This window comes from Azospirillum baldaniorum, from assembly GCF_003119195.2.
GTDB lineage: Bacteria > Pseudomonadota > Alphaproteobacteria > Azospirillales > Azospirillaceae > Azospirillum > Azospirillum baldaniorum.
In genome coordinates, this window is record NZ_CP022254.1 from 1,660,455 (window position 1) to 1,685,950 (window position 25,496).

At 68.2% G+C, this 25,496-nt stretch carries 27 protein-coding genes; 9 read left to right on the forward strand and 18 right to left on the reverse strand.

The annotated features are described in order from the left end of the window. Positions 1-86 precede the first annotated feature (86 nt). The 7 genes from Sp245p_RS21825 to Sp245p_RS21855 all read right to left on the reverse strand — a co-directional run bounded on the left by Sp245p_RS21825 (position 87) and on the right by Sp245p_RS21855 (position 7,529). Positions 87-2,363 carry a xanthine dehydrogenase family protein molybdopterin-binding subunit gene (locus Sp245p_RS21825; RefSeq protein ID WP_109138832.1) on the reverse strand — a complete coding sequence of 759 codons (2,277 nt, stop codon included), beginning with the start codon at positions 2,361-2,363 and terminating at the stop codon, positions 87-89. After that, the gene (locus tag Sp245p_RS21830; protein WP_014198404.1) at positions 2,360-3,358 is read right to left on the reverse strand and encodes an FAD binding domain-containing protein; all 999 of its coding nucleotides are present in this window, start codon (positions 3,356-3,358) and stop codon (positions 2,360-2,362) included. Before Sp245p_RS21830 ends, Sp245p_RS21825 begins: the two co-directional genes overlap by 4 nt. Next, entirely contained in the window at positions 3,355-3,891 is a 537-nt protein-coding gene (locus Sp245p_RS21835) for a (2Fe-2S)-binding protein (protein ID WP_014198405.1), read from the reverse strand. The genes Sp245p_RS21830 and Sp245p_RS21835 overlap by 4 nt, the downstream gene beginning before the upstream one ends. A gap of 181 nt (positions 3,892-4,072) precedes the next feature. Further along, the gene (locus tag Sp245p_RS21840) at positions 4,073-5,686 is read right to left on the reverse strand and encodes a hypothetical protein (protein ID WP_014198406.1); all 1,614 of its coding nucleotides are present in this window, start codon (positions 5,684-5,686) and stop codon (positions 4,073-4,075) included. 216 nt (positions 5,687-5,902) lie between these two features. Beyond that, positions 5,903-6,556 carry a metal-dependent hydrolase gene (locus Sp245p_RS21845; RefSeq protein ID WP_014198407.1) on the reverse strand — a complete coding sequence of 218 codons (654 nt, stop codon included), beginning with the start codon at positions 6,554-6,556 and terminating at the stop codon, positions 5,903-5,905. Positions 6,557-6,769: 213 nt separating this feature from the next. Beyond that, positions 6,770-7,189, reverse strand: coding sequence for a hypothetical protein (locus Sp245p_RS21850; RefSeq protein WP_014198408.1), 420 nt, complete (start codon positions 7,187-7,189; stop codon positions 6,770-6,772). Positions 7,190-7,229: 40 nt separating this feature from the next. Beyond that, positions 7,230-7,529, reverse strand: coding sequence for a cupin domain-containing protein (locus tag Sp245p_RS21855; protein ID WP_014198409.1), 300 nt, complete (start codon positions 7,527-7,529; stop codon positions 7,230-7,232). Between the two features lie 245 nt (positions 7,530-7,774). Between Sp245p_RS21855 and Sp245p_RS21860 the strand changes: the two genes are divergently transcribed. Together Sp245p_RS21860 and Sp245p_RS21865 are read left to right on the forward strand one after the other, a co-directional pair. Beyond that, entirely contained in the window at positions 7,775-9,658 is a 1,884-nt protein-coding gene (locus tag Sp245p_RS21860; protein ID WP_082188243.1) for a DEAD/DEAH box helicase, read from the forward strand. A 90-nt stretch (positions 9,659-9,748) separates the two neighbouring features. Continuing rightward, the gene (locus Sp245p_RS21865; RefSeq protein WP_014198411.1) at positions 9,749-10,132 is read left to right on the forward strand and encodes a response regulator; all 384 of its coding nucleotides are present in this window, start codon (positions 9,749-9,751) and stop codon (positions 10,130-10,132) included. A gap of 10 nt (positions 10,133-10,142) precedes the next feature. Here Sp245p_RS21865 and plsY read toward each other — a convergent pair whose 3' ends face one another. The 6 genes from plsY to Sp245p_RS21895 are packed head-to-tail and all read right to left on the reverse strand — an operon-like array spanning position 10,143 to position 14,929. Continuing rightward, positions 10,143-10,736, reverse strand: a complete 594-nt coding sequence (gene plsY, locus Sp245p_RS21870) for a glycerol-3-phosphate 1-O-acyltransferase PlsY (RefSeq protein ID WP_109138834.1) — start codon at positions 10,734-10,736, stop codon at positions 10,143-10,145. Between the two features lie 4 nt (positions 10,737-10,740). Further along, the gene (locus tag Sp245p_RS21875; RefSeq protein WP_014198412.1) at positions 10,741-12,045 is read right to left on the reverse strand and encodes a dihydroorotase; all 1,305 of its coding nucleotides are present in this window, start codon (positions 12,043-12,045) and stop codon (positions 10,741-10,743) included. Continuing rightward, positions 12,038-13,000 carry an aspartate carbamoyltransferase catalytic subunit gene (locus Sp245p_RS21880; protein WP_014198413.1) on the reverse strand — a complete coding sequence of 321 codons (963 nt, stop codon included), beginning with the start codon at positions 12,998-13,000 and terminating at the stop codon, positions 12,038-12,040. The genes Sp245p_RS21875 and Sp245p_RS21880 overlap by 8 nt, the downstream gene beginning before the upstream one ends. A 55-nt stretch (positions 13,001-13,055) precedes the next feature. Continuing rightward, positions 13,056-13,562, reverse strand: coding sequence for a hypothetical protein (locus Sp245p_RS21885; protein ID WP_014198414.1), 507 nt, complete (start codon positions 13,560-13,562; stop codon positions 13,056-13,058). Positions 13,563-13,588: 26 nt separating this feature from the next. Further along, positions 13,589-13,945: a DUF6152 family protein gene (locus tag Sp245p_RS21890; RefSeq protein ID WP_014198415.1), complete on the reverse strand. Its 357-nt coding sequence runs from the start codon at positions 13,943-13,945 to the stop codon at positions 13,589-13,591. Positions 13,946-13,975: 30 nt separating this feature from the next. Continuing rightward, complete coding sequence (locus tag Sp245p_RS21895; RefSeq protein WP_014198416.1) at positions 13,976-14,929, reverse strand: transcriptional regulator GcvA; 954 nt, start codon at positions 14,927-14,929, stop codon at positions 13,976-13,978. A 167-nt stretch (positions 14,930-15,096) separates the two neighbouring features. Here Sp245p_RS21895 and Sp245p_RS21900 point away from each other — a divergent pair, with 167 nt between their 5' ends. Beyond that, positions 15,097-15,327: a DUF1127 domain-containing protein gene (locus Sp245p_RS21900; protein WP_014198417.1), complete on the forward strand. Its 231-nt coding sequence runs from the start codon at positions 15,097-15,099 to the stop codon at positions 15,325-15,327. A gap of 36 nt (positions 15,328-15,363) precedes the next feature. Then, positions 15,364-15,780 carry a GFA family protein gene (locus Sp245p_RS21905; protein ID WP_014198418.1) on the forward strand — a complete coding sequence of 139 codons (417 nt, stop codon included), beginning with the start codon at positions 15,364-15,366 and terminating at the stop codon, positions 15,778-15,780. A 141-nt stretch (positions 15,781-15,921) separates the two neighbouring features. On the opposite strand, the gene Sp245p_RS21910 is transcribed toward Sp245p_RS21905, so the two are convergent. Both Sp245p_RS21910 and Sp245p_RS21915 read right to left on the reverse strand, forming a co-directional pair. Continuing rightward, a complete protein-coding gene (locus Sp245p_RS21910; protein ID WP_041812437.1) occupies positions 15,922-16,419 on the reverse strand; it encodes a hypothetical protein in 498 nt (165 codons plus the stop codon). After that, on the reverse strand, positions 16,395-16,811 hold the full coding sequence (locus tag Sp245p_RS21915; protein WP_014198420.1) for a hypothetical protein: 417 nt from the start codon (positions 16,809-16,811) through the stop codon (positions 16,395-16,397). Before Sp245p_RS21915 ends, Sp245p_RS21910 begins: the two co-directional genes overlap by 25 nt. A 425-nt stretch (positions 16,812-17,236) precedes the next feature. Between Sp245p_RS21915 and Sp245p_RS21920 the strand changes: the two genes are divergently transcribed. Further along, entirely contained in the window at positions 17,237-17,983 is a 747-nt protein-coding gene (locus Sp245p_RS21920; protein ID WP_014198421.1) for an SAM-dependent methyltransferase, read from the forward strand. A gap of 45 nt (positions 17,984-18,028) precedes the next feature. Here the strand turns inward: Sp245p_RS21920 and Sp245p_RS21925 are convergent, their stop codons facing one another. Together Sp245p_RS21925 and ruvX are read right to left on the reverse strand one after the other, a co-directional pair. Continuing rightward, positions 18,029-18,958, reverse strand: a complete 930-nt coding sequence (locus tag Sp245p_RS21925) for an AEC family transporter (RefSeq protein ID WP_014198422.1) — start codon at positions 18,956-18,958, stop codon at positions 18,029-18,031. Between the two features lie 7 nt (positions 18,959-18,965). Then, a complete protein-coding gene (gene ruvX / locus Sp245p_RS21930; RefSeq protein WP_014198423.1) occupies positions 18,966-19,541 on the reverse strand; it encodes a Holliday junction resolvase RuvX in 576 nt (191 codons plus the stop codon). A gap of 135 nt (positions 19,542-19,676) precedes the next feature. Between ruvX and Sp245p_RS21935 the strand changes: the two genes are divergently transcribed. After that, positions 19,677-20,216: a GNAT family N-acetyltransferase gene (locus Sp245p_RS21935; protein WP_014198424.1), complete on the forward strand. Its 540-nt coding sequence runs from the start codon at positions 19,677-19,679 to the stop codon at positions 20,214-20,216. A gap of 37 nt (positions 20,217-20,253) precedes the next feature. Here Sp245p_RS21935 and Sp245p_RS21940 read toward each other — a convergent pair whose 3' ends face one another. Continuing rightward, positions 20,254-21,930 (reverse strand): methyl-accepting chemotaxis protein, encoded by a 1,677-nt coding sequence (locus Sp245p_RS21940; RefSeq protein ID WP_014198425.1) that lies wholly within the window; start codon positions 21,928-21,930, stop codon positions 20,254-20,256. A gap of 265 nt (positions 21,931-22,195) precedes the next feature. On the opposite strand from Sp245p_RS21940, the gene gatC reads away from it, so the two are divergent. From gatC to gatB, 3 genes are read left to right on the forward strand one after another with little or no spacing between them, the layout of a single operon-like run. Then, a complete protein-coding gene (gene gatC, locus Sp245p_RS21945; protein WP_014198426.1) occupies positions 22,196-22,483 on the forward strand; it encodes an Asp-tRNA(Asn)/Glu-tRNA(Gln) amidotransferase subunit GatC in 288 nt (95 codons plus the stop codon). Continuing rightward, complete coding sequence (gatA, locus tag Sp245p_RS21950) at positions 22,483-23,964, forward strand: Asp-tRNA(Asn)/Glu-tRNA(Gln) amidotransferase subunit GatA (protein ID WP_014198427.1); 1,482 nt, start codon at positions 22,483-22,485, stop codon at positions 23,962-23,964. The genes gatC and gatA overlap by 1 nt, the downstream gene beginning before the upstream one ends. Positions 23,965-23,985: 21 nt before the next feature. Further along, entirely contained in the window at positions 23,986-25,437 is a 1,452-nt protein-coding gene (gene gatB / locus Sp245p_RS21955) for an Asp-tRNA(Asn)/Glu-tRNA(Gln) amidotransferase subunit GatB (RefSeq protein WP_014198428.1), read from the forward strand. Positions 25,438-25,496 lie beyond the last annotated feature (59 nt).

Genomic DNA, 25,496 nt, shown 5'->3' on the forward strand with positions numbered 1-25,496 from the left:
CCCCCGCTTCGCAGGGGGAGGAAAAAAGCCTCCCCTGCGAAGCGGGGGAGGGTTGGGTGGGGGCCCGTCGCGACCACCCGCCCTCGTCAGCGCAGCCCCGCCAGCACCTTGTCCAGCGTGATCGGGAACTCGCGCACGCGCACGCCGGTCGCGTGATGGATGGCGTTGGCGATGGCGGCGGGAACGCCGACGATGCCGATCTCGCCGACCCCCTTTGCGCCCAGCGCGTTGACCATGTCGTCATGCTCCTCGACGAACAGCACGTCGATCTCCGGCACGTCGGCGTTCACCGGGACATGGTACTCCGCGTAGTCGTGGTTCATCACGCGGCCCAGCCGGTGGTCGGTGAAGGCCTCCTCCTCCAGACCCATGCCGATGCCCCAGACCACGGCGCCCTGAATCTGGCTGCGCGCCGTCTTGGGGTTGATGATGCGGCCGGCGGCGATGGCGCTGACCACGCGGGCCACCCGGATGGTGCCGAGATCCTCATCCACCCGCACCTCCACGAAGACCGCGGAATGGGTGGCGAAGGTGTGCCGCGCCCGCGCCAGCAGATAGGGCAGGGCGCGTGCCTCCTCCTCGATGCTGAGGGTGCCGGAGCCGCGCATCACGTCGGTGATGGACAGCCGCCGCGACCGGTCGTCCCGGACGATCAGATGGCCGTCGGCAAAGAGCACATCCGCCTCCGCCACCCCCTTCAGCGGGCTGTCGTTCAGCTTGCCGGCCAGCGTGACCAGCTGTGAGCGCACCCGGTCGCACACCGCCTTCACCGCCGACCCGACGGTGGAGACGGTCCAGGACCCGCCCTCGATGGGGGCGGTGGGAAGCGAGGAATCGCCCAGGCAGAAGGTCACCTCCTCGATCGGCAGGCCCAGCACGTCGGCGGCGATCTGCGTCATGACGGTGTAGGTGCCGGTGCCGATGTCGGCGGTGGCGCTGGACACCACCAGCTTGCCGTCGACGCCCAGCACCGCCTTGGCGGCGGCCTGCCCCTGCATGGCGTCCCACACGCCCGCCGCCATGCCCCAGCCGATCAGTTCGCGCCCCTCGCGCATGGAGCGCGGCGCGGGGCTGCGCTTCGCCCAGCCGAACCGCTCCGCCCCGTGCTGGAAGCAGGCGCGCAGTTCCTTGCTGGAGAAGGGGTTTCCGGTGTTGGGGTCGGTCTCCGCGTAGTTCTTCAGGCGAAGCTCCACCGGGTCCATGCCGAGCTTGCAGGCCAGCTCGTCCATGGCGATCTCCAGCGCCGGGACGCCGGTCGCGGCCCCGGGCGCGCGCTGGTCCAGCGGCGTGTGCACGTCCAGCCGGGTCAGCTTGTAGTCCAGCCGGACGTTGTCGCAGGCGTACTGCTGGCCCGACCAGTTGACGACGATCTCCACATAGTTCTCGTTCCGGGAGCTTTCCTGCACCGCCTCGTGGATCAGCGCGCGCAGCGTGCCGTCGCGGTCGGCGCCCAGGGCCACCCGCTGGATGGTTTCGGGCCGGTGGCCGAAGCTGAACATCTGCGGGCGCGACAGCTCCACCCGGACGGAGCGTTTCAACTGCGTCGCCGCCAGCATGGCCATGAAGAGCTGATGCTGCGGCCGCAAGCCGGAGCCGAAGGCGCCGCCGACGAAGGGCGACATCACCCGCACCGCGGATTTGGCCAGGCCGAAGACGTTGCAGACGTAGGTGTGGCAGTTCTGAGCGCCCTGGGTCTTGTCGTGGACGGTCAGCGTGCCGTCGTCGTGGTGCAGGACGGTGGTGGCGTGCATCTCCATCGGGTTGTGGTATTCCGCCGCCTGGGTGAACTCCGCGTCCACTTGGACGGGCGAGTCCAGGAAGGCTTGCTCCGGGTTGCCGCGGGGCTTCGGCGGGGGCTCGAAGCCGCCCTTGTCCTTGCCGGGGGTGAAGCTGTTCGCGCGGTTGGCGCGCAGGTCGGTCTGGTGGGGAGCCGCCTCATACTCGATGTGGACGAGGCGGGCGGCGTAGCGGGCCAGCTCGAAGCTCTCGGCGATCACCAGCGCCACCGGCTGGAGCGCGTGGTGGATTTCCGCGTCGTAGAGCGGGCGGAAGGGCGCTCCCTTGGGCGCGTCGTCGTCCTTCCATTTGCGGTCGAACCAAGCGAGGCTCGGCCGGTTCTCGTGGGTGAAGATGTGGATGACGCCGGGCAGGGCGAGCGCCGCCGCCGTGTCGATGCGGGTGATCCGTCCGCGCGCGATGGCGCTGGAGACGATGTAGCCGTGAGCGAGGTCCGGCAAGGTGAACTCGGCGGCGTAATGGGCGTTGCCGGTCACTTTCTTGCGCCCGTCCACCCGGCTGACGGGCTTCCCGATCGGGCCGTTGGGCTCCGTCAGGAAGCCGGGGATGCTGGGAATGGCGATCATGGACGGGGCGCTCCCTTGCGCTCGGCGGCTTCGGTCAGGGCACGGACGATGGCGCGCTCGGCGAGTTCGATCTTGAAGCTGTTGTGCTCGTGCCCCTTGGCGTCGCGCAGCAGCACGCGCGCGGCGGCGCGGAACCGGTCGGGCGTGGCAGGTTTTCCGATAAGGGCGGCTTCCGCTTCCGGGTCGCGCCAGGGCTTGTGGGCGACCCCGCCCAGCGCCAGACGGGCCTCGCGGACGGTGCCGCCATCCATCTCCAGCCCCGCCGCGACCGACACCAGCGCGAAGGCGTAGGAGGCGCGGTCACGGACTTTCAGATAGGTCGAATGCTCGGCGAAGCCCTTGGCCGGCAGGTCGATGGCCGTGATGAGGTCGCCCGGCCGCAGGACCGTGTCGATCTCCGGACGGTCGCCGGGCAAGCGGTGGAACTCGCCGAAGGGGATGCTGCGCTCACCCTCCGGCCCGGTCACCTGGACCACCGCTTCGAGCGCCGCCAGGGCGACGCAGAGGTCGGAGGGGTGGACGGCGATGCACTGGTCGCTGGCACCGAGGATGGCGTGGATGCGATTCACCCCGCCGATCGCGCCGCAGCCCGACCCCGGCTCCCGTTTGTTGCAGGGGGTGGCCGTGTCGTAGAAGTAGTAGCAGCGGGTCCGCTGCAGCAGGTTGCCGCCGTTGGTCGCCATGTTGCGGAGCTGCGCCGAAGCCCCCGCGAGAATCGCCTTGGACAGCATGGGGTAGCGGGTCTGCACACGCTCGTCGTAGGCGGTGTCGGCGTTGCGGGCCAGCGCGCCCAGCCGCAGGCCGCCCTCCGCCGTCTCCTCGATCCGGTCCAGCGGCAGACGGGAGATGTCGACCAGCCCTTCCGGACGCAGCACGTCGGCCTTCATCAGGTCCAGCAGATTGGTCCCCCCGGCGACGAAGGCCGTCCCGGAGGCGCCGGCCCGCCCGATCGCGTCTGCCGCGCTGTCGGCGCGGGCGTAGGTGAAGGATCTCATGGCGCGCCCTCCGCCTTCGGGCCGGCGATGGTCATGGCCTGCCGGATCGCCGCGACGATGTTGGGATAGGCCCCGCAGCGGCAGAGGTTGCCACTCATCAGTTCGCGGATCTCGTCGTCGGTGGTGGCCTTGCCTTCGGCGATCAGCCCGGCGGCGGAACAGATCTGGCCCGGCGTGCAGTAGCCGCACTGGAAGGCGTCATGCTCGATGAAGGCGTCCTGGAGCGGGTGGAGCGCGTCGCCGGTGGTCAGCCCTTCGATGGTGGTGACCTTGCGGCCGTCCTGCATCGCCGCCAGCGTGAGGCAGGCGTTGATGCGCCGCCCGTCCACAAGCACGGTGCAGGCCCCGCACTGGCCGTGGTCGCAGCCTTTCTTGGTGCCGGTCAGGTCGAGGTGCAGGCGCAGCGCGTCCAGCAGCGTCGTCCATGGCGCGAGATGAAGCGCCCGCTCCACCCCGTTGACGTTCAGCGTGACGGGAATCGGTTCGGGCGGCGGGGCGGGGGCCGGGCGCAGGCTGGCGTTGAGCTGTGCCATGGAGACTCCGGATCTGCGGGGGAGGGCCGGACGCCGCCACGATCAAGGGCTGCGCCGACTTCACATGTCCGGACAACAGAAGGTTGGCACCGCCGTTCCGCAGCCGGAATGAACCGGCCGGGAACGGGCGCCGCCGCATCCTGGGCACACGCTGAAAGGATGGGGGTTCGGCGGGTCGCCGTTACTTCTTCGCGGTACCGGCGATGCCGGACTTTTCCGCAGCGTCCAGCAGGGTGACGACCTCCGGGGCGACCCACCAGCGGCAGCGCTTGCGCTCGTCGCTCGACACGGCGATGACGCGGTCGATCAGCCGGGTTTCGGCAGCGCCGAACGTCTTCTGCTGCCGCAACGCCGCCTCGATCACCCCGGCCAGCGCGATGTCGAGCGCGGTGATCTCGATGGGGTAGCTCAGCATGTCCGCCAGATCGGCGAGCTGGCCGAGCGTCCGCAGCCCTTCCGCGGCGCCGGTGGAGGACAGGCGGCGGAAGACCGTGGCGACGTGGTTGCCGTCCTCGGCCCGCCACGGCTTGCCCGACGACACGATGCCGCGCCGCGCCAGCTGCGCCTGGAACTCGTTGACGAAGCGCACGCGCTCCATCAGCGGGTCGAGCACGCTGTGCATGGTCAGCGCTTCGATCCGCCGGGCGAGGACGGGGGCGAGATCCTCGTGCACGGCGTTGCTCAGCTCGCGGAACGCCTGATGGACCATGTTGCGTTCGCGGTCGGTGGTGTCCAGTTCCAGCGCATGGACGGCGTCGTACCAGGCCAGGAAATGCTGGAGCTGGGCGGAAGGGTGGTCGCGGTCGTCCACCGCGTCCGCCACCAGCAGGCCCGGCTTGCTGAGGAAGCTGCCGGTCAGTGTGGCCTTCAGCGCCTCCGCGGCGACCAGAAGGCGTCCGATGATGGCGTCCTTCGCCACGGCGACGGGGAAGGCTTCGAACAGGCGGATCGCCAGGGCGGCGTCGTCGCGCCGGTGCAGGCCGGCCACCGCGAACATGGCCGCCCCCTCGCGCGTGCAGTCGCCGCGGCGCACCATCTCCCGCGCCAGACGCACCGGGTCGCCGTGCAGCATCGACGGCAGGGGCTGGTCCGCCCAGGCGGGGGCGGCCAGAAGGATGGTTTCCATCCGCTCCAGCTCCGCACGGGCGACGCCCTCGCGCTGGCGCACACCGTGGCGTTTCAACATCTGCGCGCGGAAGCCCGACACCTCGGCCAGGAAGGCGGTCGCCTCCGCCGGCGTGGCGCGCAGGCGGGCCAGAACGGCGAGGCTGCGCTGGCGCAGCTCGTCGGCCCAGCTCTGCGCCTCGGCGGACGCGAAGATCTCGTTGAGCGGCTGGTCCTTGGCGAGGCGGGCCACCGTTTCCTGCACGCGGCCGACCAGCGGTTCCATGCGCGGAGCCAGGGCGAACCACCAAGCGCTGACGTCCGCCAGATGCAGGGCGCCGGCCAGCCGGACCCCGCTGGTCAGCAGGGAATCGTCGCGCAGGATCAGCGCGTCGAACAGGCCGGTCCAGACGCGGCGCGCGTGCTCGGACCGCCGCCCGTTCAGCATGGTGACCAGCATCTGGGCGACCGGCTCGGCCATGTCCTCCAGATACCCGTCGCGGATCATCTTGTAGAGCTGGAGCTTCTGCCCATGGTCCAGCGGCGCCAGCACGTCGGACACACGCTTCAGGCTTTTGTCCTGTCCGCCGGGCAGGTCGGGAAGGGCGAGGTGGAGCGGAATCGCCGTCGCCGCATCGGGCGGCACGCCGTCGGCCGCCTGCGTCTCTTTCGACATCCGGAGCTTTGCCATGGTCGGATCCGTCCGCATCGAAGCGTGTGGAAATTCAATCTAAGATCGATTGGATATGGTCGTTAGAATGTGCCTAAAAAGCCTAACGAATCGCTAAGCGGTGACAAAGACAGATTTTCACGGTCTCTATGACGAAATGCAACAAGGTTGGTGAAACAGAAAGCCAAGATGAGTCGTTGACCGTTACATTTAAAACACAATCCAGGCGCTCATGACTCAGCCTTTCAACGGGCGGGTCTTCGCCGGCTCGGCGGGCTTGCGCGCGGGGATGGGTGGCGCACTGCGTTCCCGCCCTTCCTCCCCAAGGAATCCTTGCGCCGCGACGACGGCGGAGCGCCACGGGCGGTCGATCGCCATCCAGTTCTCGAAGGGCAGGCGGTCGAGGGGCAGACCCGGCCAGGACGCGGAAAACAGGCCGGAGATCATCCAGCCGGCCAGCAGCGTGACCGCCAGCTGCTCCGAGAATCCGCCGGTCTTCAGGATGGGCAGCGCGAAGTTGCGCCGCCGTTTGATCGGCCACAGCAGCGGCAGTCCCGCCGGGGTCAGCAGGTCGCCCGCCAGATGGGTCAGATAGCCGATCAGGAAAGGCAGGATCAGGTGCGAGTAGTCCGCGTACTCGTGCAGAGCCCACAGGCATCCCACGATGGCCAGCGTGGAATGGGTGACGCCGCGATGCCCGAAGACGGCGGAGATCACGTTCGACAGGGGCCGCATCAGCTGGCCAAGCGTCGATTTGGGATGGTCGATGTCCGGCGCCAGCGACCCGATCACCGCCGCCCCGAACGCCACCACGTCGAAGGGCAGGCCGAAGCGCGCCGAGGCGTAGAACCACGCCGCCCCGCCGACGATCATGTGGGAAGAGGCCATCATGGGCGGTCACCGCAGGACGAGCGATGAGGCACAGGGCGTCAGAACGCGCGAAGGCTGTGCCTGGGTGACGGCCACTCTGTCGGATGCTCCCGGATTCCTGGTTCCTAACATTAGGACAGAAGTCGCGCCCACACAATAACGGCCTGATCAAGAGGGATTCCGAAATGACATGGCGCTTATGCGTTCACGGGCGTCTGTGATGGAGGTTCGCTCTCAGCCTGCCGGACCGCGGCTGCAGGTGGCCCCGATGGCACGCAGGGCGTTGCGCACCCGCCCGACGCTCTCGCGGTCCGGCAGGCTGTACCACGTGATGGTCAGGGCGACCGGCGCGGCGCGGCGCAGGCCGTGGACATCGCCGGGGGCGGCCTCGACGACGCGGCCCTGGCTACCGACGAACCAGCGCCAGCGCTGCCCCTCCCCGTCGGCCAGCGATTGCCAGACCTCGCGGGAGTCCCGGTAATAGGCCCCGCCCCCGGCGTCCGCCGCGTCGGCGTAGAGGTAGAGCGGATTCTCGGGCGACAGCGAGAGCAGCAAATGCTGGACGGACCGCGGCCCGCCGGAACGTATGACGGCGTCGGGAAGCGGCTCGTCGCCGTCCTGGCCATAGTCGAACATGGTGGAGCCGCGGTGCATCGGTCAGTCGGATCGGGCCTGGGGGATCAGATTTGGGGGATCAGCCGGGCTGGAGGAATTCGACCTCGACGAAGACGATGTCGCTGTCGCCGTCGTTGATGACGTTGTGGCTGACGCCAGCCTTGCGGAAATAGGAGCGGCCCGGCTCCAGCGGAAACTGGCGGGCGTTGCCGTCCGGATCGACGATGGTGAAGGCGCCGGCCGTCACCGGAACGATCACATAGTCGTAGCCGTGCACATGGGCGCCGGTCTCTGCCCCCGGCACCAGACGCCATTCGGTGACGCGGGTGCGCTCGTTCTCGACATGCTGGGTGGAAACCGCCTGCGGACGGGTGCTCATCTCCTGGTGCCCTCCTTGCTCTTCCCGTCAGGGACTTTTCAAAAGAACAATTCGTGTACCACGAAGCCCGTGCCGCGCCCAGACCGAAGCGCATCCTGTGCCTTTCCTTCGGACTCCTTTGGCGAGCGGCCCCCCTCCTTTGGGGGATGCCTACCTACGATTGAATCCGTGACCCGGTGACTCCCCGCAGCTTAGCCTTGCCGGTCCGTACCGCGGAAACCGTCAGGGAGGGGCGTCAGGCCGGCATGCCAGCGTTGAGAAGCCACCAGACCATGGTTGCCGGCGTCGCCGCGGCCATCGCCCAGCGGCAGACGGACGTGCGGGACGTGCTGGCCGCGGTGACGCCGGGTGGGGGAAAGTCGCTGCTGCCGGTGATCATGGGGGCGGCGCTGATGCGTGCCGGACTGATTGACCGCATCTGCTGGATCGTGCCGCGCGACAGCCTGCGCCGGCAGGCCGAGGAAGCCTTCGCCGACCCACGCTGGCGCGAGGCGCTGGGCCACGGGATCGCGCTGCGGGCGGCGGAGAACGGGCGCGATCCCTGCCGAGGCCTCCAGGGCTACGTCACCACCTATCAGGCGGTCGCCGCGGCCCCGGACCTGCACCTTCAGGAGTTCCGCCGCCACCGGTACCTGCTGGCGGTGGACGAACTGCACCACCTGCCCGCCGTCGCCGACACCGGAACGGCGACCACGGCGGAGGACGAGACCGCCTGGAGCCGCTCCATCCTGCCGCTTCTTGAAAGCGCCGCCGCCCGGCTGCTGATGAGCGGCACGCTGGAACGGGCGGACGGACGCCCCATCCTGTGGCTGCCCTACCGCGCTCCGCTGGGGGTGCGGCGGGTGCGCGAGATCGACTTCAAGGCGCCGGGCTGGGCCATCGTCGGTTATTCGCGGCGGCAGGCGTTGGCCGAGAAGGCGATCCTGCCGGTGACCTTCGGCGCGATGGACGGCACCGCGACATGGCTGGACGCGGAGCGGACGACGCGCAGCGTCGATGCCCTGTCCCGCGCCGGGGAGAACACCCGCGACGCCCTGTTCACCGCGCTGCGCACCGGCTTCGCCCAGGCCATGCTGCGCGAGGCCTACCGCTCCTGCCGCGAGCACCGGGCGAAGCGGCGCGCGGCGGCGAATGGTTCTGGGCATGAGGGCGCCGGGCTGGGCAAGCTGCTGGTGATCGCGCCGGACCAGGAGACCGCCCGCAACTACCTCGACACGTTGCGCGGCTGGATGCCTGGTGCGCAGGCGGCGAGGATGGCGCAGATCGCCATTTCCGAACGGCGCGACGCGCAGGAGGTGGTGGCCGCCTTCCGCCTGCGCCCGGAACCCGCCGTGCTGGTCTCCGTCGCCATGGCCTATGAGGGGCTGGACGCGCCCGCCATCTCGCACGTCGCCTGCCTGACCCACATCCGTTCCCGCCCCTGGCTGGAGCAGGCCATCGCGCGGGCCACCCGCGTCGATCCCCACGCCGGCGCCTACGAGCAGCAGCGGGCGGTGATCTATCATCCCTCCGACATGATGTTCGAACGGTTCCGCCAGATGGTGGAGACCCAGCAGGGCACGCGGGCCATGGTCAAGACGCGGCGCCAGCACGAACTGCCCTTTGAGCGCACGGTGGAAGCGGAGCCGGAGATCATCCCGCTGGAATCCAACGCGACGGCCCTGCGCTTCGCCGTGGTCGCCCCCGGCCCCGATTTCGGCAACCCGCCGCCGGGGCGCGATTCCGCCGACCGCCCCTCGGCCGAGCGCCCGTCCAAGGACGGGGTGCAGGTGCCCAGCGCCGTGGAGCATCATCTGCGCCAGCGCATCGGCCAGATCGTGGCGGCCCAGGTGATCGAGGACCAGGACAACAACCTCGTCGCCGAGGGGCCGGTCAGCTACCACACTTACAACGCCGTCCTGAAGCGCTGCATGAACAAGGCGCGGTCGGAAATGACGCTGTCGGAACTGGAGGCCGCCCTCGGCTGGCTGGAGCGCAACCGCATCTCTGACCATCTGCACCTGATCGCCGACGACCCACAGTACCGCTGGTCGAGCCGCCGCAAGGGCCGAGGCGCGGGGGCGGTCACGGCCTTCTCGAAACCATCCCGCCGGGCGCCACACCATGGTACGGTGAAGCCGGCGTCCTAAATAACGCCCCCGGCCACACTTTTTTGCAGGAGCGAAGCAATCGGCCTTCGTGGAGAGTGTCGGCCCGTTCGCCACCCGTGGAGGTTCCTGGTGCGTTTCGCGAGGCCGCTCAAGATTCTTCTCGTGGAGGATGACTCGCTCACCGCCATGGCGCTGGCCCGCATGCTGGAAATGGCCCATTGCACGGTCACCACCGTGACGGACGGCGAGGCCGGTTTGAGCGCCCTGGCCGAGGGCACATACGATGCGCTGGTCACCGATCTGGTGATGCCCCGGCTGGGTGGCGAGGCGATGATCCGCCAATTGCGCCTCGACCGGCCCAACCTGCCCATTGTCGTGCTCTCCGCCTCCCCACCCGAGGACGGCATCCCCGGCCTGCGGGACGGGGATGGCGGACCGTTGGTGATCCTGAGGAAGCCTGTCCTGGCGGGGGAACTGCTGACGGCGATGGATGAGCTGTTCCTGAAGACGTGAGCGGGGGCGGTCAGGCCTTCTTCTTGCCGAAGCTGATCTTCGGCTCCTCGCCCTTCAGCAGGCGCGTGATGTTCGCGGAATGGCGGATGGCGACCAGCACGGCGATGAACAGGCACAGCCCCGCCACCAGCGGCCCACCGAAGATCCAGCCGAAGATCGGGCTGAGGCCCAGCGCGGTCAGGGCGGACAGGGACGAGATCTTGAACAGGAAGGCCATCGCCAGCCACGTCGCGCAGGCGATCACGCCGACCGGCCAGGACACCGCCAGCAGCACGCCGAGCGCCGTCGCCACACCCTTGCCGCCCTTGAAGCCGAGCCAGACCGGGAAGCTGTGGCCCAGCATGGCGCCGCCCGCCGCGAAGACCGCCGCCTCCGGCCCCGCCCAGGCGAGGGCGATGAGGGCGGCGATGGCGCCCTTGCCGCTGTCCAGGATCAGGGTGGCGACGGCCAACGGCTTGTTGCCGGTGCGCAGCACGTTGGTGGCGCCGATGTTGCCGGACCCGATCTGGCGGATGTCGCCCAGACCGGCCAGCCGCGTCAGCACCAGCCCGAAGGGGATCGAGCCCAGCAGATAGCCCAGCAGGGCCGAGACAAGCAGGGTCACCGCGTCAGCCCTCGAACTGCCAAACGGTGCGCCCGTCGACCACGGTGCGCAGCGGACGGCCCTGGACGGGGCGGTCCTCGAAGGGGCTGTTCTTCGACTTCGACTTGAAGGCCGCTACATCCACCTTCCACGGCACGTCGAGGTCGAAGGCGATCAGGTCGGCGGGCGCCCCCTTGGCGATGCGGCCGAGCGGCAGACCGAGGAGTTCCGCCGGCTTCACGGTCACGCAGGCCAGCGCCTTCAGCAGCGGCATGGCGCCCTTGTGCACCAGCTCCAGCGTCAGCGGGAACAGCGTCTCCAGTCCGATCACGCCGCAGGCGGCCTGGGCGAAGGGCAGGCGCTTCTGGTCCTGGTCCTGCGGCGTGTGGTCGGAGGCGATGGCGTCGATGGTGCCGTCGGCCAGACCCTCCACGATGGCGCGCCGGTCCATCTCGCCGCGCAGCGGCGGGGACACCTTGGCGAAGGTGCGGTAGTCGCCGACGTCCGTCTCGGTCAGGGCGAAGTAATGCGGGGCGGTGTCGCAGGTGACCTTGAGCCCGCGCGCCTTGGCGCGGCGGATCAAGTCCACCGACTCGCCCGTCGAGACGTGGGCGAAGTGCAGCCGGCCACCGGAGAGTTCGAGCAGGCGCAGGTCGCGCTCGATCATGATGATCTCGGCCTCCCGCGGGATGCCGACGAGGCCGAGGCGGGTGGCGCGCTCGCCCGAATTCATCATGCCGCCGCTGGCGAGGCTCGGCTCCTCCGGATGCTGGACGATCAGCTTGTCGAAGGTGCGGGCGTAGCTGAGCGCGCGGCGCATCGCCTTGGCGCTGGCGATCGCCTTGGTGCCGTCGGTGAAGGCCACGGCCCCGGCGCGGGACAGCAGGCCCATCTCGGTGATCTCGTTGCCGTCCGTCCCGCGGGTGGCGGCGGCGTAGGCGAAGACCTTGACCAGACGGACCTCGCGGGCGCGCCGGGCGATGAACTCCAGGCTCGCCACCTCGTCGGTCACCGGGTCGGTGTTGGGCAGCAGGACCACGGCGGTGATGCCGCCGGCCACCGCGGCGCGCGACGCGCTCTTGATGGTGTCCTTTTCCTCCTCGCCGGGCTCGCCGATCAGGACGCGCATGTCGACGAGGCCGGGGGCGAGGCACTGGCCCTGGAGGTCGACGACCTCGATCCCCTCCGGCACGCCGCCGGCGAACAGCGACGGGCCGAAGTCGGCGATCTTCGCCCCTTCGGTCAGCAGGTCGCCCCGCTGGTCCAGGCCGCTGGCGGGGTCGAGCAGGCGGGCGTTGCGGTAGGCGACGCGGGCGTTGGCGTTAGACATCGGTGCCCCGGCGGTCTCGGGTGAGAAGGTCGAGCACGGCCATGCGGACGGCCACGCCCAGCTCCACCTGATCGAGGATCATGGAGCGCTTGAGGTCGTCGGCGACCTCCGAATCGATCTCGACGCCGCGGTTCATCGGGCCGGGGTGCATCACCACCGCGTGCGGCTTCGCCACCGCCAGCTTCTCGTAGTCCAGGCCGTAGAAGTAGAAGTATTCACGGGTCGAGGGGACGTACTGGCCGCTCATCCGCTCCGTCTGGAGGCGCAGCATCATCACCACGTCGGCGTCCTTCAGGCCGGTCGCCATGGAGTGGTGGATTTCGACGCCCAGCCGGTCGATCTGCGAGGGGATCAGCGTCGGCGGCGCCACGACGCGGACGCGGGCGCCCATGGCGTTCAGCAGATGGATGTTGGAGCGCGCGACGCGGCTGTGCAGGATGTCGCCGCAGATCGCCACGATCAGACCGTCGAGGCTGCCCAACCGGCGGCGGATCGCCAGCGCGTCCAGGAGCCCCTGCGTCGGATGCTCGTGGTGGCCGTCGCCGGCGTTGATGACCGAGCAGTTGACCTTGTCGGCCAGCAGCTTCACCGCCCCCGAATCGGCGTGGCGAACGACCAGCGCGTCGAGGTGCATGGCGTTCAGCGTCATCGCCGTGTCGATCAGCGTCTCGCCCTTCTTCACCGAGCTGCCGTCCGACGACATGTTGATGACGTCGGCGCCGAGCCGCTTGCCGGCCAGCTCGAAGCTGGTGCGGGTGCGGGTCGAGTTCTCGAAGAACAGGTTGACGATCGTCCGCCCGTCGAGGAGCGACGACTTCTTCGAAGGCTGGCGGTTCTGCTCGACGTAGCCGTCGGCGAGGTCGAGGATGGTGGTGATCTCGCCTGCCGTCAGCCCCTCGATGCCAAGGAGGTGGCGGTGCGGGAAAACCGTCGTGGAATGGGGCGATCCGGTCATGGGCCGCGACTATAGGAGCGGTCCCGGACGCCCGCAAGCGCGCCCTATGACCTTTTTAAAGGTAGGCGATGAGGCGCCCGCAGGCCAGGACACCGACCCACAGCGCGAGCGAGGCGGCGCCGGCGAACCGGGCGCCCGGGGGTGGCCGGTCCGCGAGGCTCCACTCCGCCATCCGACGGCCGGCGAGCCCATGGAAGGCCAGGATGTTCAGCAGGGCCAGCCCGATCAGCGCCAGCTTCGCCAGGAAGGCCGGATTGCCGGCCAGCGCCGTCGCCTCCGTGGTGAAGAGGAGGAGACCGGTCGGCACCGCCAGCGTGAAGCCGGTCACCGCCACCGGCAGGAGCAGCCGCGCCAGCGCATCCGCCGGCAGCAGCGGCGCCCGGACCCCGATCAGCCGCAGGTCGAAGGCCAGGATCGCCCCGACCAGAAGCGCGAATCCGAGGATGTGCGTGATCTCGACCAGCGGGTAGAGCCAGATCGACTGGCGCAGCGATTCGCCGAGCCCGGACGTCTCCAGCGCGACGAGCCAGCCGGGGCCGGCGGGGGCGAGATCGTGGTCCATGCTGCGACCGGGCGCGGGGGCCGCCGTCAGCGCAGCTCGATGGTCTTGTCGGCGGCGGTGATGCGTTCCGCCCGCAGCTCCGCCGGATCGGACTTGGCGGGGTAGCCGACCACCGTCACGGTCTGGCCGGGCTTGATCGAATCGGCGGGCAGGCCGCGCGTGCTCATGCGGCTGGGCGGGGCGAGCACGACGTGCCAGACCTTGCCGTCGGCCTGGAGGTTCAGCATGGCGTGCGGGTTGTTGAAGGCGATCTGCTGCACGGTGCCGGTCAGCGTCATCTCCTGGCCCGCCTCATAGCCGCCCCAGCCATGGTGGGCGGCGGCGGGCCAAGCCAGCGAAGCGGACAGGAGGGCGGCGAGGGCGAGTGGGCGTGCGGGCGTCATGGCGCAACCTTTCCCCGGTCAGGCGTCTGTTCAGGCGTCTGGGGTAGAGGTTGTGGCGGACTCCGCCGCGGACAAGGTCCGGCTGTGACCGGCCGCAGGATCGGCGGCGGCTTCCTCGAACAGCCAGTCGCGGAACGCCTTCACCTTCGGGCGCGAGAAGTAATGGGGCGGGGCGACGACGTAATAGGCGTAGTTGCCCGGCAGATGGATGTCGAACAGCCGGACCAGCCGCCCGGCGGCGACATCGTCCGCCACCAGGACGCCGCGCGCCAGCGCGACGCCGCCGCCCTCCGCCGCGACCTGGAGCAGCAGCGCCGAATCGTCGAAGCGCGGGCCGCGGGCGTGGTCCAGCCCGGCGATCCCGGCGGCCTCGCCCCAGGTGCCCCAGGTGATGAAGTAATCGTCGTGGAGCAGCGTGTGGTGGCGCAGGTCCTCCGGACAGCACAGCGGGCGGGGGCCGTTGAGAAGCGAGGGGCTGCACACCGGGTAGATGTCCTCGGTCATCAGCCGCTCGCAGCGCAGGCCGGGCCAGTTGCCGGCGCCGAAGCGGATGCCGATGTCCACGTCCTGCTGGGTGAAATCCACGAGCTGCGGGGTGGTGTGCAGCCGCACCTCCAGCTCCGGATGGCGGGCCTGGAAGCGGCCAAGCCGCATGACCAGCCACTTCGCCGCGAAGCTGGGCATTGTGGAGATTGTCAGCGCGCCGGACCCGTCCATACGGAACAGCCGCTCCGTGGCGTGCGACAGCGTGTCGAGCGCGTCGCGCACCGGCGGCAGGTAGGATTGCCCGGTCTCGGTCAGGATCAGCGCGCGGTTCATCCGGCGGAACAGCGGCATGCCCAGCCATTCCTCCAGCCCCTTGATCTGGTGGCTGACGGCGGCCTGGGTGACGTGAAGCTCCTCCGCTGCCTTGGTGAAGGACAGGTGCCGGGCGGCGGATTCGAAGGCGCGCAGGGCGTTCAGCGGCGGCAGGCGGCGGGCCATGGAGCGGCTCCTGGAAGCTGTCTTCGGATTAGTTTTCCTAATCCAAACTATGAGAAAGCGTCGTTTGTGCGCAAGGACCGGGTGGCCCATCCTCCAGTCACGGAACACAGTCCGGAACGTCGGGCGACAGGCACCGACGACGACCGGACATAAGAGGAGACGCGGTCATGGCCCAGAGCATGGATGACGGCATGAACACCCGCACCGACGCGCGGGAGCGGCCCGGCCAGGGCATCGGTAATGCGGTGGTCGCCCTGTTCGACACGGTGGCGACTTGGAACGAGCGGCGGCGCCAACGGCGCGCGCTGGAGGCTTTGCCTGACCACCTGCTGCAGGACATCGGCCTGTCCCGCGCCGACGCGGTGACCGAGGCCGACAAGCCCTTCTGGCAGGGCTGACTCACCCCTATCGAGCAAACCAACGGGAGCGGTTCGATGAGCAACAGCGGAGGAGGTCTGACGGGCGGTTGTCTGTGTGGTGGCGTGCGGTACCGGGCGACCGAGCGGCCCATGGGAGTGGTGAACTGCCACTGCGGCCAATGCCGGCGCTTTCACGGCCATTTCGGCGCCTACATCACCATCCCCCGCGACGCGGTGGCGTTCGAGAAGCAGGACACGCTGTCCTGGTACCGTTCCTCGGCCAAGGCGCAACGTGGATTCTGCGCGCGCTGCGGCTCCTCGCTGTTCTGGAAAGGCGATGGCGAGGCGTTGCTGGACATTGCCGCCGGCAGCCTGGACCAACCGACCAGCCTGACGACGCTGCGGCACATTCATGTGGCGGACAAGGCGGACTATTACGCCATCGACGACGGGCTGGAGCGCTTCCCTGAAGGCGCACCGGAGCCGCCGTAAATCGTTGGGAAGGCCGTCACCGGCTGGAAGCGATGGAGCCCGCGATGGAACGGATTTCCGTCGCGGGATACCGGAGCCGCCGAAACTCAGGCCCCGAGGCCCAGAATCGCGGACAGATCGTAAGTCGTGCCGGCGCGTGTTCTATAAATACTTGTATATGGTGTCGAGTATTTTTGAGGCGTTGGCTTTGGCATAAGCATCCGTATTGTTGGTTAAGACCATGCCAAAGACCCCAGCGTCGCCGCCGTTCTTGCCACTTGTGAGGGCGTTGGCATTGGCCGCACTGCCTGGATTCCAGCCGCCCACCGTGTCCAACTGCTTGCCAAGCGCCGAGTTCCTGATTTTGGACAGAGCACTTTGAGCATTCGTGCTTCCATCTTTCAAATCGACCGGAGAGCTGTTTTCGCTGGGCTTCATGCTGCCATCAAACAGGATGCGAAGATTTCCGCCACTTTCCGCGCCCTTCTTCGTGAAAACGATATCGAACATGCCGGTGGACCCGCCGCTTTTATTCGTCCACATGCTTTCACCGGTCGTATGCAGCATTTTGGCTATGGCCGGCGGCATTTCCGGTTCGATCAATCCGTTCTTTTCCGCCAGATTCTTTATGGCGGTCAGCGCGGCTCCGCCCGCCGCCAACTGTTCCCGTCTGCGCTCAAACCGAAAGTCTGGTTGACGAGGCTGCGCACCTTCCCCCGGTATTCGGTGTGCTTTTCCCGCCACTCGGCATGGGCCGACAACGCTTCGGGTGTGAAGAGTTCCGCATCCGCGTTCAGTCCCGGTACATTCTTTGCTGCCGTCGCGGCTTGAGCCAGCGAGTCGGCGGTCACGGAAAACTTGGTCGCGCCGTTCATCTTGAACTGCGCTTCGGCCGACAGGCTGATGGTGTCCTGCGGCTCGGATGCGGGGGCCCCGCTCTGTGGCGGAGTGGCCGAAGACGAGGCGCCTGCAACCTGGGCATTTCCTGAGCTTTTTCCAGCACCGATCTGCAGCGGAGATTGGGTGTATCCCGAGGTGGCATTGATGCTCATGGTTACCTCGATTGCAAAGAATATCTATCGTGGGTAGAATTAAACGAATGTCCTAACGTATCTTTAATAAGAAAAACTAATCAGTTATGTATCTAACTAATAAAAATGCATCTATCTGAATGCGTATGGAGGCGTGGTGTCCGATGCGGAAGACATCCTGTCCTGGTGCCGCTCCGTGACGAAGGCATGGCATGGATTTTGTGCACACTGCGGGTCGTCGTTGTTCTGGAATGGCGGCGAGTTCGACCCTTTCGACGCCGCCGCCGTAAGCCACTGGACAAGTCGTCGCACATTACTGCGCCGATCCGGAAACCCAGCCATGGAGAATGGAATTGTGGTAATCTCATTCCATTCGAGTATTTTCGATAATGATGCTCAGGTTGCGGTGAGCATTGTTTGCATTGATTGAGGGGAGAGCGTTGGCAATGGACATTCCACGGATATTCAACATCATGGAAAGCGCCCATCGCATCCACAACCCGATCACCCCGGAGAAACTTGCCACACTCGGCGCTGCGCTTCGTCTGGAGGCGGGGACCCGCTTGCTCGACCTCGGCAGCGGTTCGGGGGAGATGCTCTGCACCTGGGCGCGCGATCATGCCATCGTCGGCACCGGTGTCGACATGAGCCAACTGTTCACGAAGCAGGCGAAGCTCCGTGCGGTGGAACTCGGCGTGGCCGACCGGGTTGCGTTCATCCATGGCGATGCCGCGGGTTATGTCTCCGCCGAGCCGGTCGGCGTGGCGGCCTGCGTCGGGGCCACATGGATCGGCGGTGGAGTCGCCGGCACGATCGAACTGCTGGAGCGCAGCCTGCGCCCCGGCGGAATCATCCTCATCGGGGAGCCCTACTGGCGGCGCCTGCCGCCGACGGACGACGTCGCCAAGGGATGTCTTGCCCGGGCGGTTTCCGACTTTCTCACGCTTCCGGGCCTGCTCGCGTCCTTTCGCCAGCTTGGTTGCGACGTCGTTGAAATGGTGCTGGCCGATCAGGACGGATGGGATCGCTACGAGGCGGCCAAATGGCTGACCATGCGCCGGTGGCTCGAAGCCAATCCCGACGACGAGCTCGCGCAGGATGTCCGGGATAAGCTGACTTCGGAGCCCGAGCGCTACGCCACCCACACGCGTGACTATCTGGGGTGGGGCGTGTTCGCGCTGATGAGGCGCTGAGGGGTCTCACTGCTGAGGGTGCCTCACTATGGTCGTGACGGCCCCTCACCCCGCCAGGGCGACGACCAGCGGCAGCGTGGCGGCGGAGGCGAGGGTCTGGACGGTGATGATGCCGGCCACGAGCGCGTGGTCGCCGCCCATCTGCCGGGCCAGGACATAGGAGCTGGCCGAGCAGGGCAGGGCGTTGAACAGCACGGCGATGGTCAGCGGCAGCCTGTCCACCCCCAGCCACAGCCCGGCCAGCGCCGTCGCGGCGGGGACCAGCAGCAGCTTCAGGACGCTGGACAGCGCCACGCCGAGCCCGGCGCCGCGCGCCGCGGCGAGGTCCAGCCCGGCACCGACCGACAGCAGCCCCATGGGCAGGGCGGCCCGCGCCAGGATGCCGACCACGTCCCCGACCACCGGAACACGGCCGATCCCGCTCAGGTTCAGGGCGGCGCCGATGGCGACGGCGATGATGATCGGGTTGCGCAGAATGCCGGAGACGACCGCGCCGACGCCGCTGCGCGGCGGCGTGCCGTCCGCCACGCGCCCATAGCGCACCATCGCCGTGACGCAGAGCAGGTTGACCAGCGGCACCACCACGGCGATGCCCACCGCCGTCAGCGTCAGCCCGGCGGACCCGTAGAGCGCGCCGGCCCCCGCCAGGCCCACATAGGTGTTGGGCCGGATCGCCCCCTGGAAGACCGAGGTGAAGGCCGGACCGTCCAGCCCGATCGGCCGCCGGACGGCGAGCGCCAGGGCGGCGCCGGCGAAAACTCCCGCCGCCATCGTTCCGCCCATCGAGCCCATGGACAGCGCGCGCAGATCGGTGCGCGTCAGCTCGTCCACGATCAGGCAGGGAAAGAACAGAAGATAAGTCAGCCGGTCGAGCGACGGCCAGGCGGATTCGGGGATCACGGCGCGGCGGCGCAGCCCCTGACCGAACAGGATCAGCAGGAAGATCGGGGCCAGCGCCCCGGCGATGGGCAGCATGGGGCCGTCAGGCGTCTCCGTCGCCGCCGCTGTTGCTGCCGCCGCTGTCGCCGCCAATGTCGTTGTCGTACTCGTCGCGCTCCCGCTGCTCCCGCTCCATGCGGCGGATGTGGGCGAGCGCGTCCAGCGCGCCTTGCAGGATGTAGGCGGCGGCCATCTTGTCCACCACCTCGTCCCGGCGCTTGCGGGTCATGTCGGCCTCGCCGATCATGAAACGCTCCACCGCGGAGGTCGACAGCCGCTCGTCCCAGAAGGCGATCTCGGCGTCCCAGCCCAGCAGGTCGGACCGCTCCATCAGGTTCTTGGCGAAGGCGCGGGTGGATTCGGCGCGCGGCCCCTCCGACCCGTCCATGTTCAGCGGCAGGCCGATCACCAGCCCGCCGATTCCGTAATCGCGCAGCGTCCGCGACAGCTCGCGGGCGTCCTGGGTGAACTTCGTCCGCTTCAGCGTGCCGATCGGCGAGGCGACGACGAAGTTCGGGTCGGACACGGCCATGCCGACGGTCTTGGTGCCGACGTCGAGGCCGAGCAGGCGCTGGCCCCGGCCCAGGCGGGCGGCCAGTTCGGGAAGCGTGTGGATCATGCCGCGAACCATAGAAGCCACAAGCCGGAACGGCAAGTCCGGCGGAGATGTTGGGCGATGCGACGGCGCAGCGAAGCCGCTTGAGTTGTTTTTCCGCGAACTTATTCTATTACGTATGAATTCCGGAGTTCGTCCATGTCCACTGCCGCACCGGCTCCGCCCCCCGCTGCCGCCTACAGCCACCGCTCCCTGTCCGATGCCGACATTCCCGACATCTGCCGGTTCGCCCGTGATCGGGAGGAGCTGTATTTTCTCTTTCCCCGCGCCACGTGGCCGCTGACGCCGCAACAGGTGCGCGATTCTCTGGCCTCGCGCCGCGATCCCACGGTGCTGCTGCGCGGCGGCGAGGTGGTCGGCTACGCAAACTTCGCCACCTTCGAGGAGGGGCGAAGCGCCAGCCTGGGCAACGTCAGCGTGGCACCGTGGGCGCGACGAACGGGCGTGGCGAAGCACTTGGTGCGGGCCATGATGGACCGTGCCTTCGACCATCACGGTTTGCCCGAGCTTGTGCTGCGCTGCTTCAACACCAACACGCCGGGGCTTCTTCTCTACACCGCGCTGGGATTCGTCCCGATCGCCATCGAGGAGCGGACGGCGCCCTGGGGAAACCGGCTTGCTCTCCTCACCCTGCGCATCGACCGGGCGGGCTGGAATGCCGGCCGTGGCGAGGGGTGATACGGCCCGCGTTCCAGCGTCGGGCGTCGCCGCAAGGTCAGGCGTTGCGGATGCGCTGAACGAATTCGTCCACCGACCGGCGCATCGCCTGGGCGTGGTCGCCCAGGCTGTTGGCGGCCTCCAGCACGTCGGCCGCCGCCTGCCCGGCCTCGCGGGAGGCGTCGTTCACCTGCAAAATGCTGCGCGAGGCGTCGGCGGTGCCCTGGGCGGCCTGCTGGACGTTGCGCGAGATCGCTCCGGTCGCCGCGGACTGGCGTTCCACCGCCAGGGCGATGGCTCCGGCGATGTCGTTCACCTGCCGCACCGTGTCGGCGATGTCGCGGATCGCCGACACGGCGTCGTGGGTTTCCTTCTGGATCGCCTGGATCTGGGTCGTGATTTCCTCGGTGGCGCGCGCGGTCTGGTTGGCGAGGCCCTTCACTTCGTTGGCGACGACGGCGAAGCCCTTGCCGGCCTCACCGGCGCGGGCCGCCTCGATCGTGGCGTTCAGCGCCAACAGGTTGGTTTGCGAAGCGATCTGCTGGATGAGCTGGACCACGCTGCCGATGCGCTCCGCCGTGCCGGACAGGCTTTCCACCGTGGCGTTGGTGCGCTGAGCCTCCTCAAGCGCGGCCCGGCTGGTGCGCGCGGCGCTGTCGACCTGATCGGCGATCTCGGTGATGGAGCCGCTCAACTCCTCCGCGGCGGAGGCGACGGTCCGGACGTTGCCCGACGCCTGTTCGGTCACCGTGGCGACGGACGATGCCTGGGCCGTCGTCCGTTCGGCGATGGCCGTCATGCTGCGCGCGCTGCCCTGGAGTTGCCCCGCCGCCGCCGCGACGGCGCTGACCATGTCCTGAACGCCGGTCCGGAAGGAGTCGGCCAGTTCGTTCATCAGCCGCCGCTTCTCCGCCGCGGCGCGCTGGTCAGCCTGCCGGGCTTCCTCCTCCATGGCGCGGTTGCGCTGGAGGCTGTCCTTGAAGACCAGCATGGCGCCGGCCATCGCGCCGATCTCGTCACGCCGGTTCTGCGCGGGAATGGCGATGGAGAGATCCCCGTCGGCGAGCCGGCGCATGGCCTCGGTCATGGCGCGCACCGGTCCGGCCACCGAGCGGGTGGTGAGCAGCGCGGTCAGCAACAGGATCGCCGTCATCGCCAGCGAGATCGACACCCCGATCATGCCGTAGCGTTCGGCGGTGTCGTCATACTCCTTGTCCGCTTCCCTGGCCTCGCGGGCGGTGGAGTCCTTGATCTTCTCGTAAAGCTCGGACATGGCGGCCAGCTCGCGGTCGATCCGGTCGTCCATGGCGCGGGTCCGCGCGTCGGCGGGGCCGCTGCGCAGGATGGGCAGCATTTCCGTCTCGAAGATGTCCACGGCGGCCCGGAAATGCCGCTCGGCCTCAGCCGCCCAACGGCGCTCCTCCGGCGTGTCCATCACCTCGGCGGTCTTGCGGATGTAGAGTTCGGCGTTCCGGCGGACGGCTTTCCACTGCTCGTCGTGTTGCGGGGCGTAGCCGTTGATCTGCGCGTCGGCCACGATCTTGTAGAGGCGCCCGTCATAGCCGGCGAGTTCGGTCAGCGTCGTGGCGTCGGCGACCCGCCGCATTCCCTCCTGCTGCAGGTCGCTCAGCCGCGACATGGCGATGGTGTTGAACAGGGCGACGGCGGCGAAACCCGCCACGCCGATGCCGAAGCCGAGGAAAAGGCGTTTCGCCAGCGTCAGTGATGCGGTCATCGAGAGCCTGCCGGGTTGGGTGGGGTGGGGTGGCTTCGGCGCGAATTTGATTCGTATGTTTGACAATCTAACAGGGAATCCGCGCTCGCACCACGTGGCGTCGGCCCCGGGAGCCATTTGCCGCGCGGTCCTTCTCCCGCGCCTTTCTATCGCCGGTCCGGAAGGGGCCGGGGTGGAAGGGATATCCCTGAATCATTGCGGTAATAGAATTCGGGTGATAGCTTCCAAGCCGTTTTTCCAGACGTTTCGGAAGAGAGTGGAAGGCATGTCGCTCGACAAGGCCACCGTGGCCAAGATCGCGCATCTGGCCCGCATCAAGGTGCCGGACGATGAACTGGATCACCTGGCGGGTGAGCTGAGCCAAATCCTGACCTTCGTCGAACAGTTGGGCGAGGTCGACACGCAGGACGTGCCGCCGATGACCAGCGTGGCCGCGCAGACGCTGCGCCGCCGCAAGGACGAGGTGACCGATGGCGGTTACCGCGACGCCGTCCTTTCCAACGGCCCGGAGACGGCCGAAGGCTTCTACGTCGTTCCGAAGGTGGTCGAGTGATGACCGGTCTTACGCATCTGACCATGGCGGCGGCCCTCGACGGCCTCGCCAAGAAGGAGTTCACCGCGGTCGAGCTGACCGAGGCCCACGTCAAGGCGGTGGAGACGATCCGCCCCCTGAACGCCTTCATCACCGAGACGCCGGAGCAGGCGCTGGCGATGGCCAAGGCCTCCGACGCCCGTCGCGCCAAGGGCGAGGCCGGTCCGATGGAGGGCCTGCCCATCGCGGTGAAGGACCTGTTCTGCACCAAGGGCGTGCCGACCACCGCGGCCAGCCACATCCTCGACGGCTTCAAGCCGGAGTATGAGTCCACCGTCACCAGCAACCTGTGGCGCGACGGCGCCGTCATGCTGGGCAAGGTGAACCTGGACGAGTTCGCCATGGGCTCGGCCAACATCACCTCCCACCACGGCAATGTGATCAGCCCGTGGAGCCCGGGCGAGGTCGGCAACTGGTCGCGCCAGATCGTCCCCGGCGGCTCGTCGGGCGGGTCCGCCGCGGCGGTGGCCGCGCGCGCCGCGCTGGGCGCCACCGGAACGGACACCGGCGGCTCGATCCGCCAGCCCGCCGCCTTCACCGGCATCGTCGGCATCAAGCCGACCTACGGCCGCTGCTCGCGCTGGGGCGTGGTCGCCTTCGCCTCCTCGCTGGATCAGGCCGGCCCGATGACCCGCACGGTCGAGGACGCGGCGATCATGCTGCGCTCGATGTGCGGCTTCGATCCGAAGGATTCGACCTCGGTTGACCTGCCGGTGCCGGACTTCCGCGCCGCCCTGACCGGCGACATTCGCGGCCTGAAGGTCGGCATTCCGAAGGAATACCGGGTGGAGGGCATGCCCGCCGAGATTGCCGCGATCTGGGACCAGGGCATCGAATGGCTGAAGCAGGCCGGCGCCGAGCCGGTGGAGATCAGCCTGCCGCACACCAAGTACGCGCTGGCCACCTACTACATCGTCGCTCCGGCTGAGGCGTCGTCGAACCTCGCGCGCTACGACGGGCTGCGCTACGGCCTGCGGGTCGAGGGCGCCAGCCTGAAGGACATGTACGAGAACACCCGCGGCGCCGGCTTCGGCAAGGAGGTCCGCCGCCGCATCCTGATCGGCACCTACGTGCTGTCGGCGGGCTATTACGACGCCTACTACAACAAGGCCCGTCAGGTGCGCACGCGCATCAAGTGGGACTTCGACGAGGCGTTCAAGCAGTGCGACGTCATCCTGACGCCGACCGCGCCGAGCACCGCCTTCGCCATCGGCGAGAAGATGGACGATCCGATCCAGATGTACCTGAACGACGTGTTCACGGTCCCGGCTTCGCTGGCCGGCCTGCCGGGCATGTCGGTTCCGGCGGGCGTCGGGTCGGACGGGCTGCCGCTGGGTCTCCAGCTCCTGGGCCGGCCCTTCGATGAGGAGACCGTCCTGCGCGTCGGTCAGGTCATCGAGAAGGCCGCCGCCGTCACCGCCACCCCGCCGTTCATGGCCTGAGCCGGACGAGAGAAGAGACCGATGTCGTACATTCAGGGCGAAACGGGCGATTGGGAAATCGTGATCGGGCTGGAGGTCCACGCCCAGGTCATCTCGAACGCCAAGCTGTTCTCCGGCGCCGCCACCGCCTTCGGCGCGGAGCCGAACAGCCAGGTCAGCTTCGTCGACGCCGCCTTTCCCGGCATGCTGCCCGTCATCAACGAGCGTTGCATCGAGCAGGCGGTGCGCACCGGCCTGGGGCTGAAGGCGCAGATCAACCTGCACTCGGTGTTCGATCGCAAGAACTACTTCTACGCCGACCTGCCGCAGGGCTATCAGATCAGCCAGTATCTGCAGCCCATCGTCGGCAAGGGCGAGATCGTGCTGGACCTGCCGGACGGCTCCTCCCGCACGGTCGGCGTCACGCGTCTGCACCTGGAGCAGGACGCCGGCAAGTCGCTGCACGACCAGCATCCCGCCAAGACCTACATCGACCTGAACCGGTCGGGCGTGGCGCTGATGGAGATCGTGTCGGAGCCGGACATGCGCACCGCGGAGGAGGCCGGCGCCTATGTGCGCAAGCTGCGCTCCATCCTGCGTTACCTCGGCACCTGCGACGGCAACATGGAGGAAGGCTCCATGCGCTGCGACGTCAACGTGTCGGTGCGCAAGCCGGGCGCGCCCTTCGGCACGCGCTGCGAGATCAAGAACGTCAACTCGATTCGCTTCGTCATGCAGGCGATCGAGTACGAGGCGCGCCGCCAGATCGAGATCATCGAGGAGGGCGGCAAGATCGACCAGGAGACGCGTCTGTGGGACACGACCAAGTTCGTGACCCGCTCCATGCGCTCCAAGGAAGAGGCGCACGACTACCGCTACTTCCCCGATCCGGACCTGCTGCCGCTGGAGCTGGACGCCGACTGGGTCGAGGACATCAAGAAGACCCTGCCGGAACTGCCGGACGACAAGAAGGCCCGCTTCATCAGCGAGTACAAGCTGTCGCCCTATGACGCCAACGTGCTGGTGTCGGAGAAGGCCCGCGCCGACTTCTACGAGGCGGTCGCCAAGGGCCGCGACCCGAAGCTGGCCGCCAACTGGGTCACCGGCGAGCTGTTCGGCTATCTGAACAAGGCCGGCAAGGAGATCGAGGAGAGCCCCGTCTCGGCGGAGAACCTCGGTGGCCTGATCGACCTGATCGCCGACAACACCATCTCCGGCCGAATCGCCAAGGAGGTGTTCGAGGCGATGTTCGAAACCGGTGAGAAGCCCGCCGACATCGTCGAGAAAAAGGGCCTGCGCCAGGTCACCGACACCGGGGCCATCGAGTCGTCCATCGACGCCGTGCTGGCCGCCAACGCCGACAAGGTGGCGGAGTTCCGGTCGGGCAAGGACAAGCTGTTCGGCTTCTTCGTCGGCCAGGTCATGAAGGCGACCCAGGGCAAGGCCAACCCGGCCCTGGTCAACGAAATCCTCATGGCCAAGCTGAAGGGCTGATTGGGAAGCGGTTGTGACGCCATGCCATGGCATGGTGCGGCGTCATAACCGTTGATTTT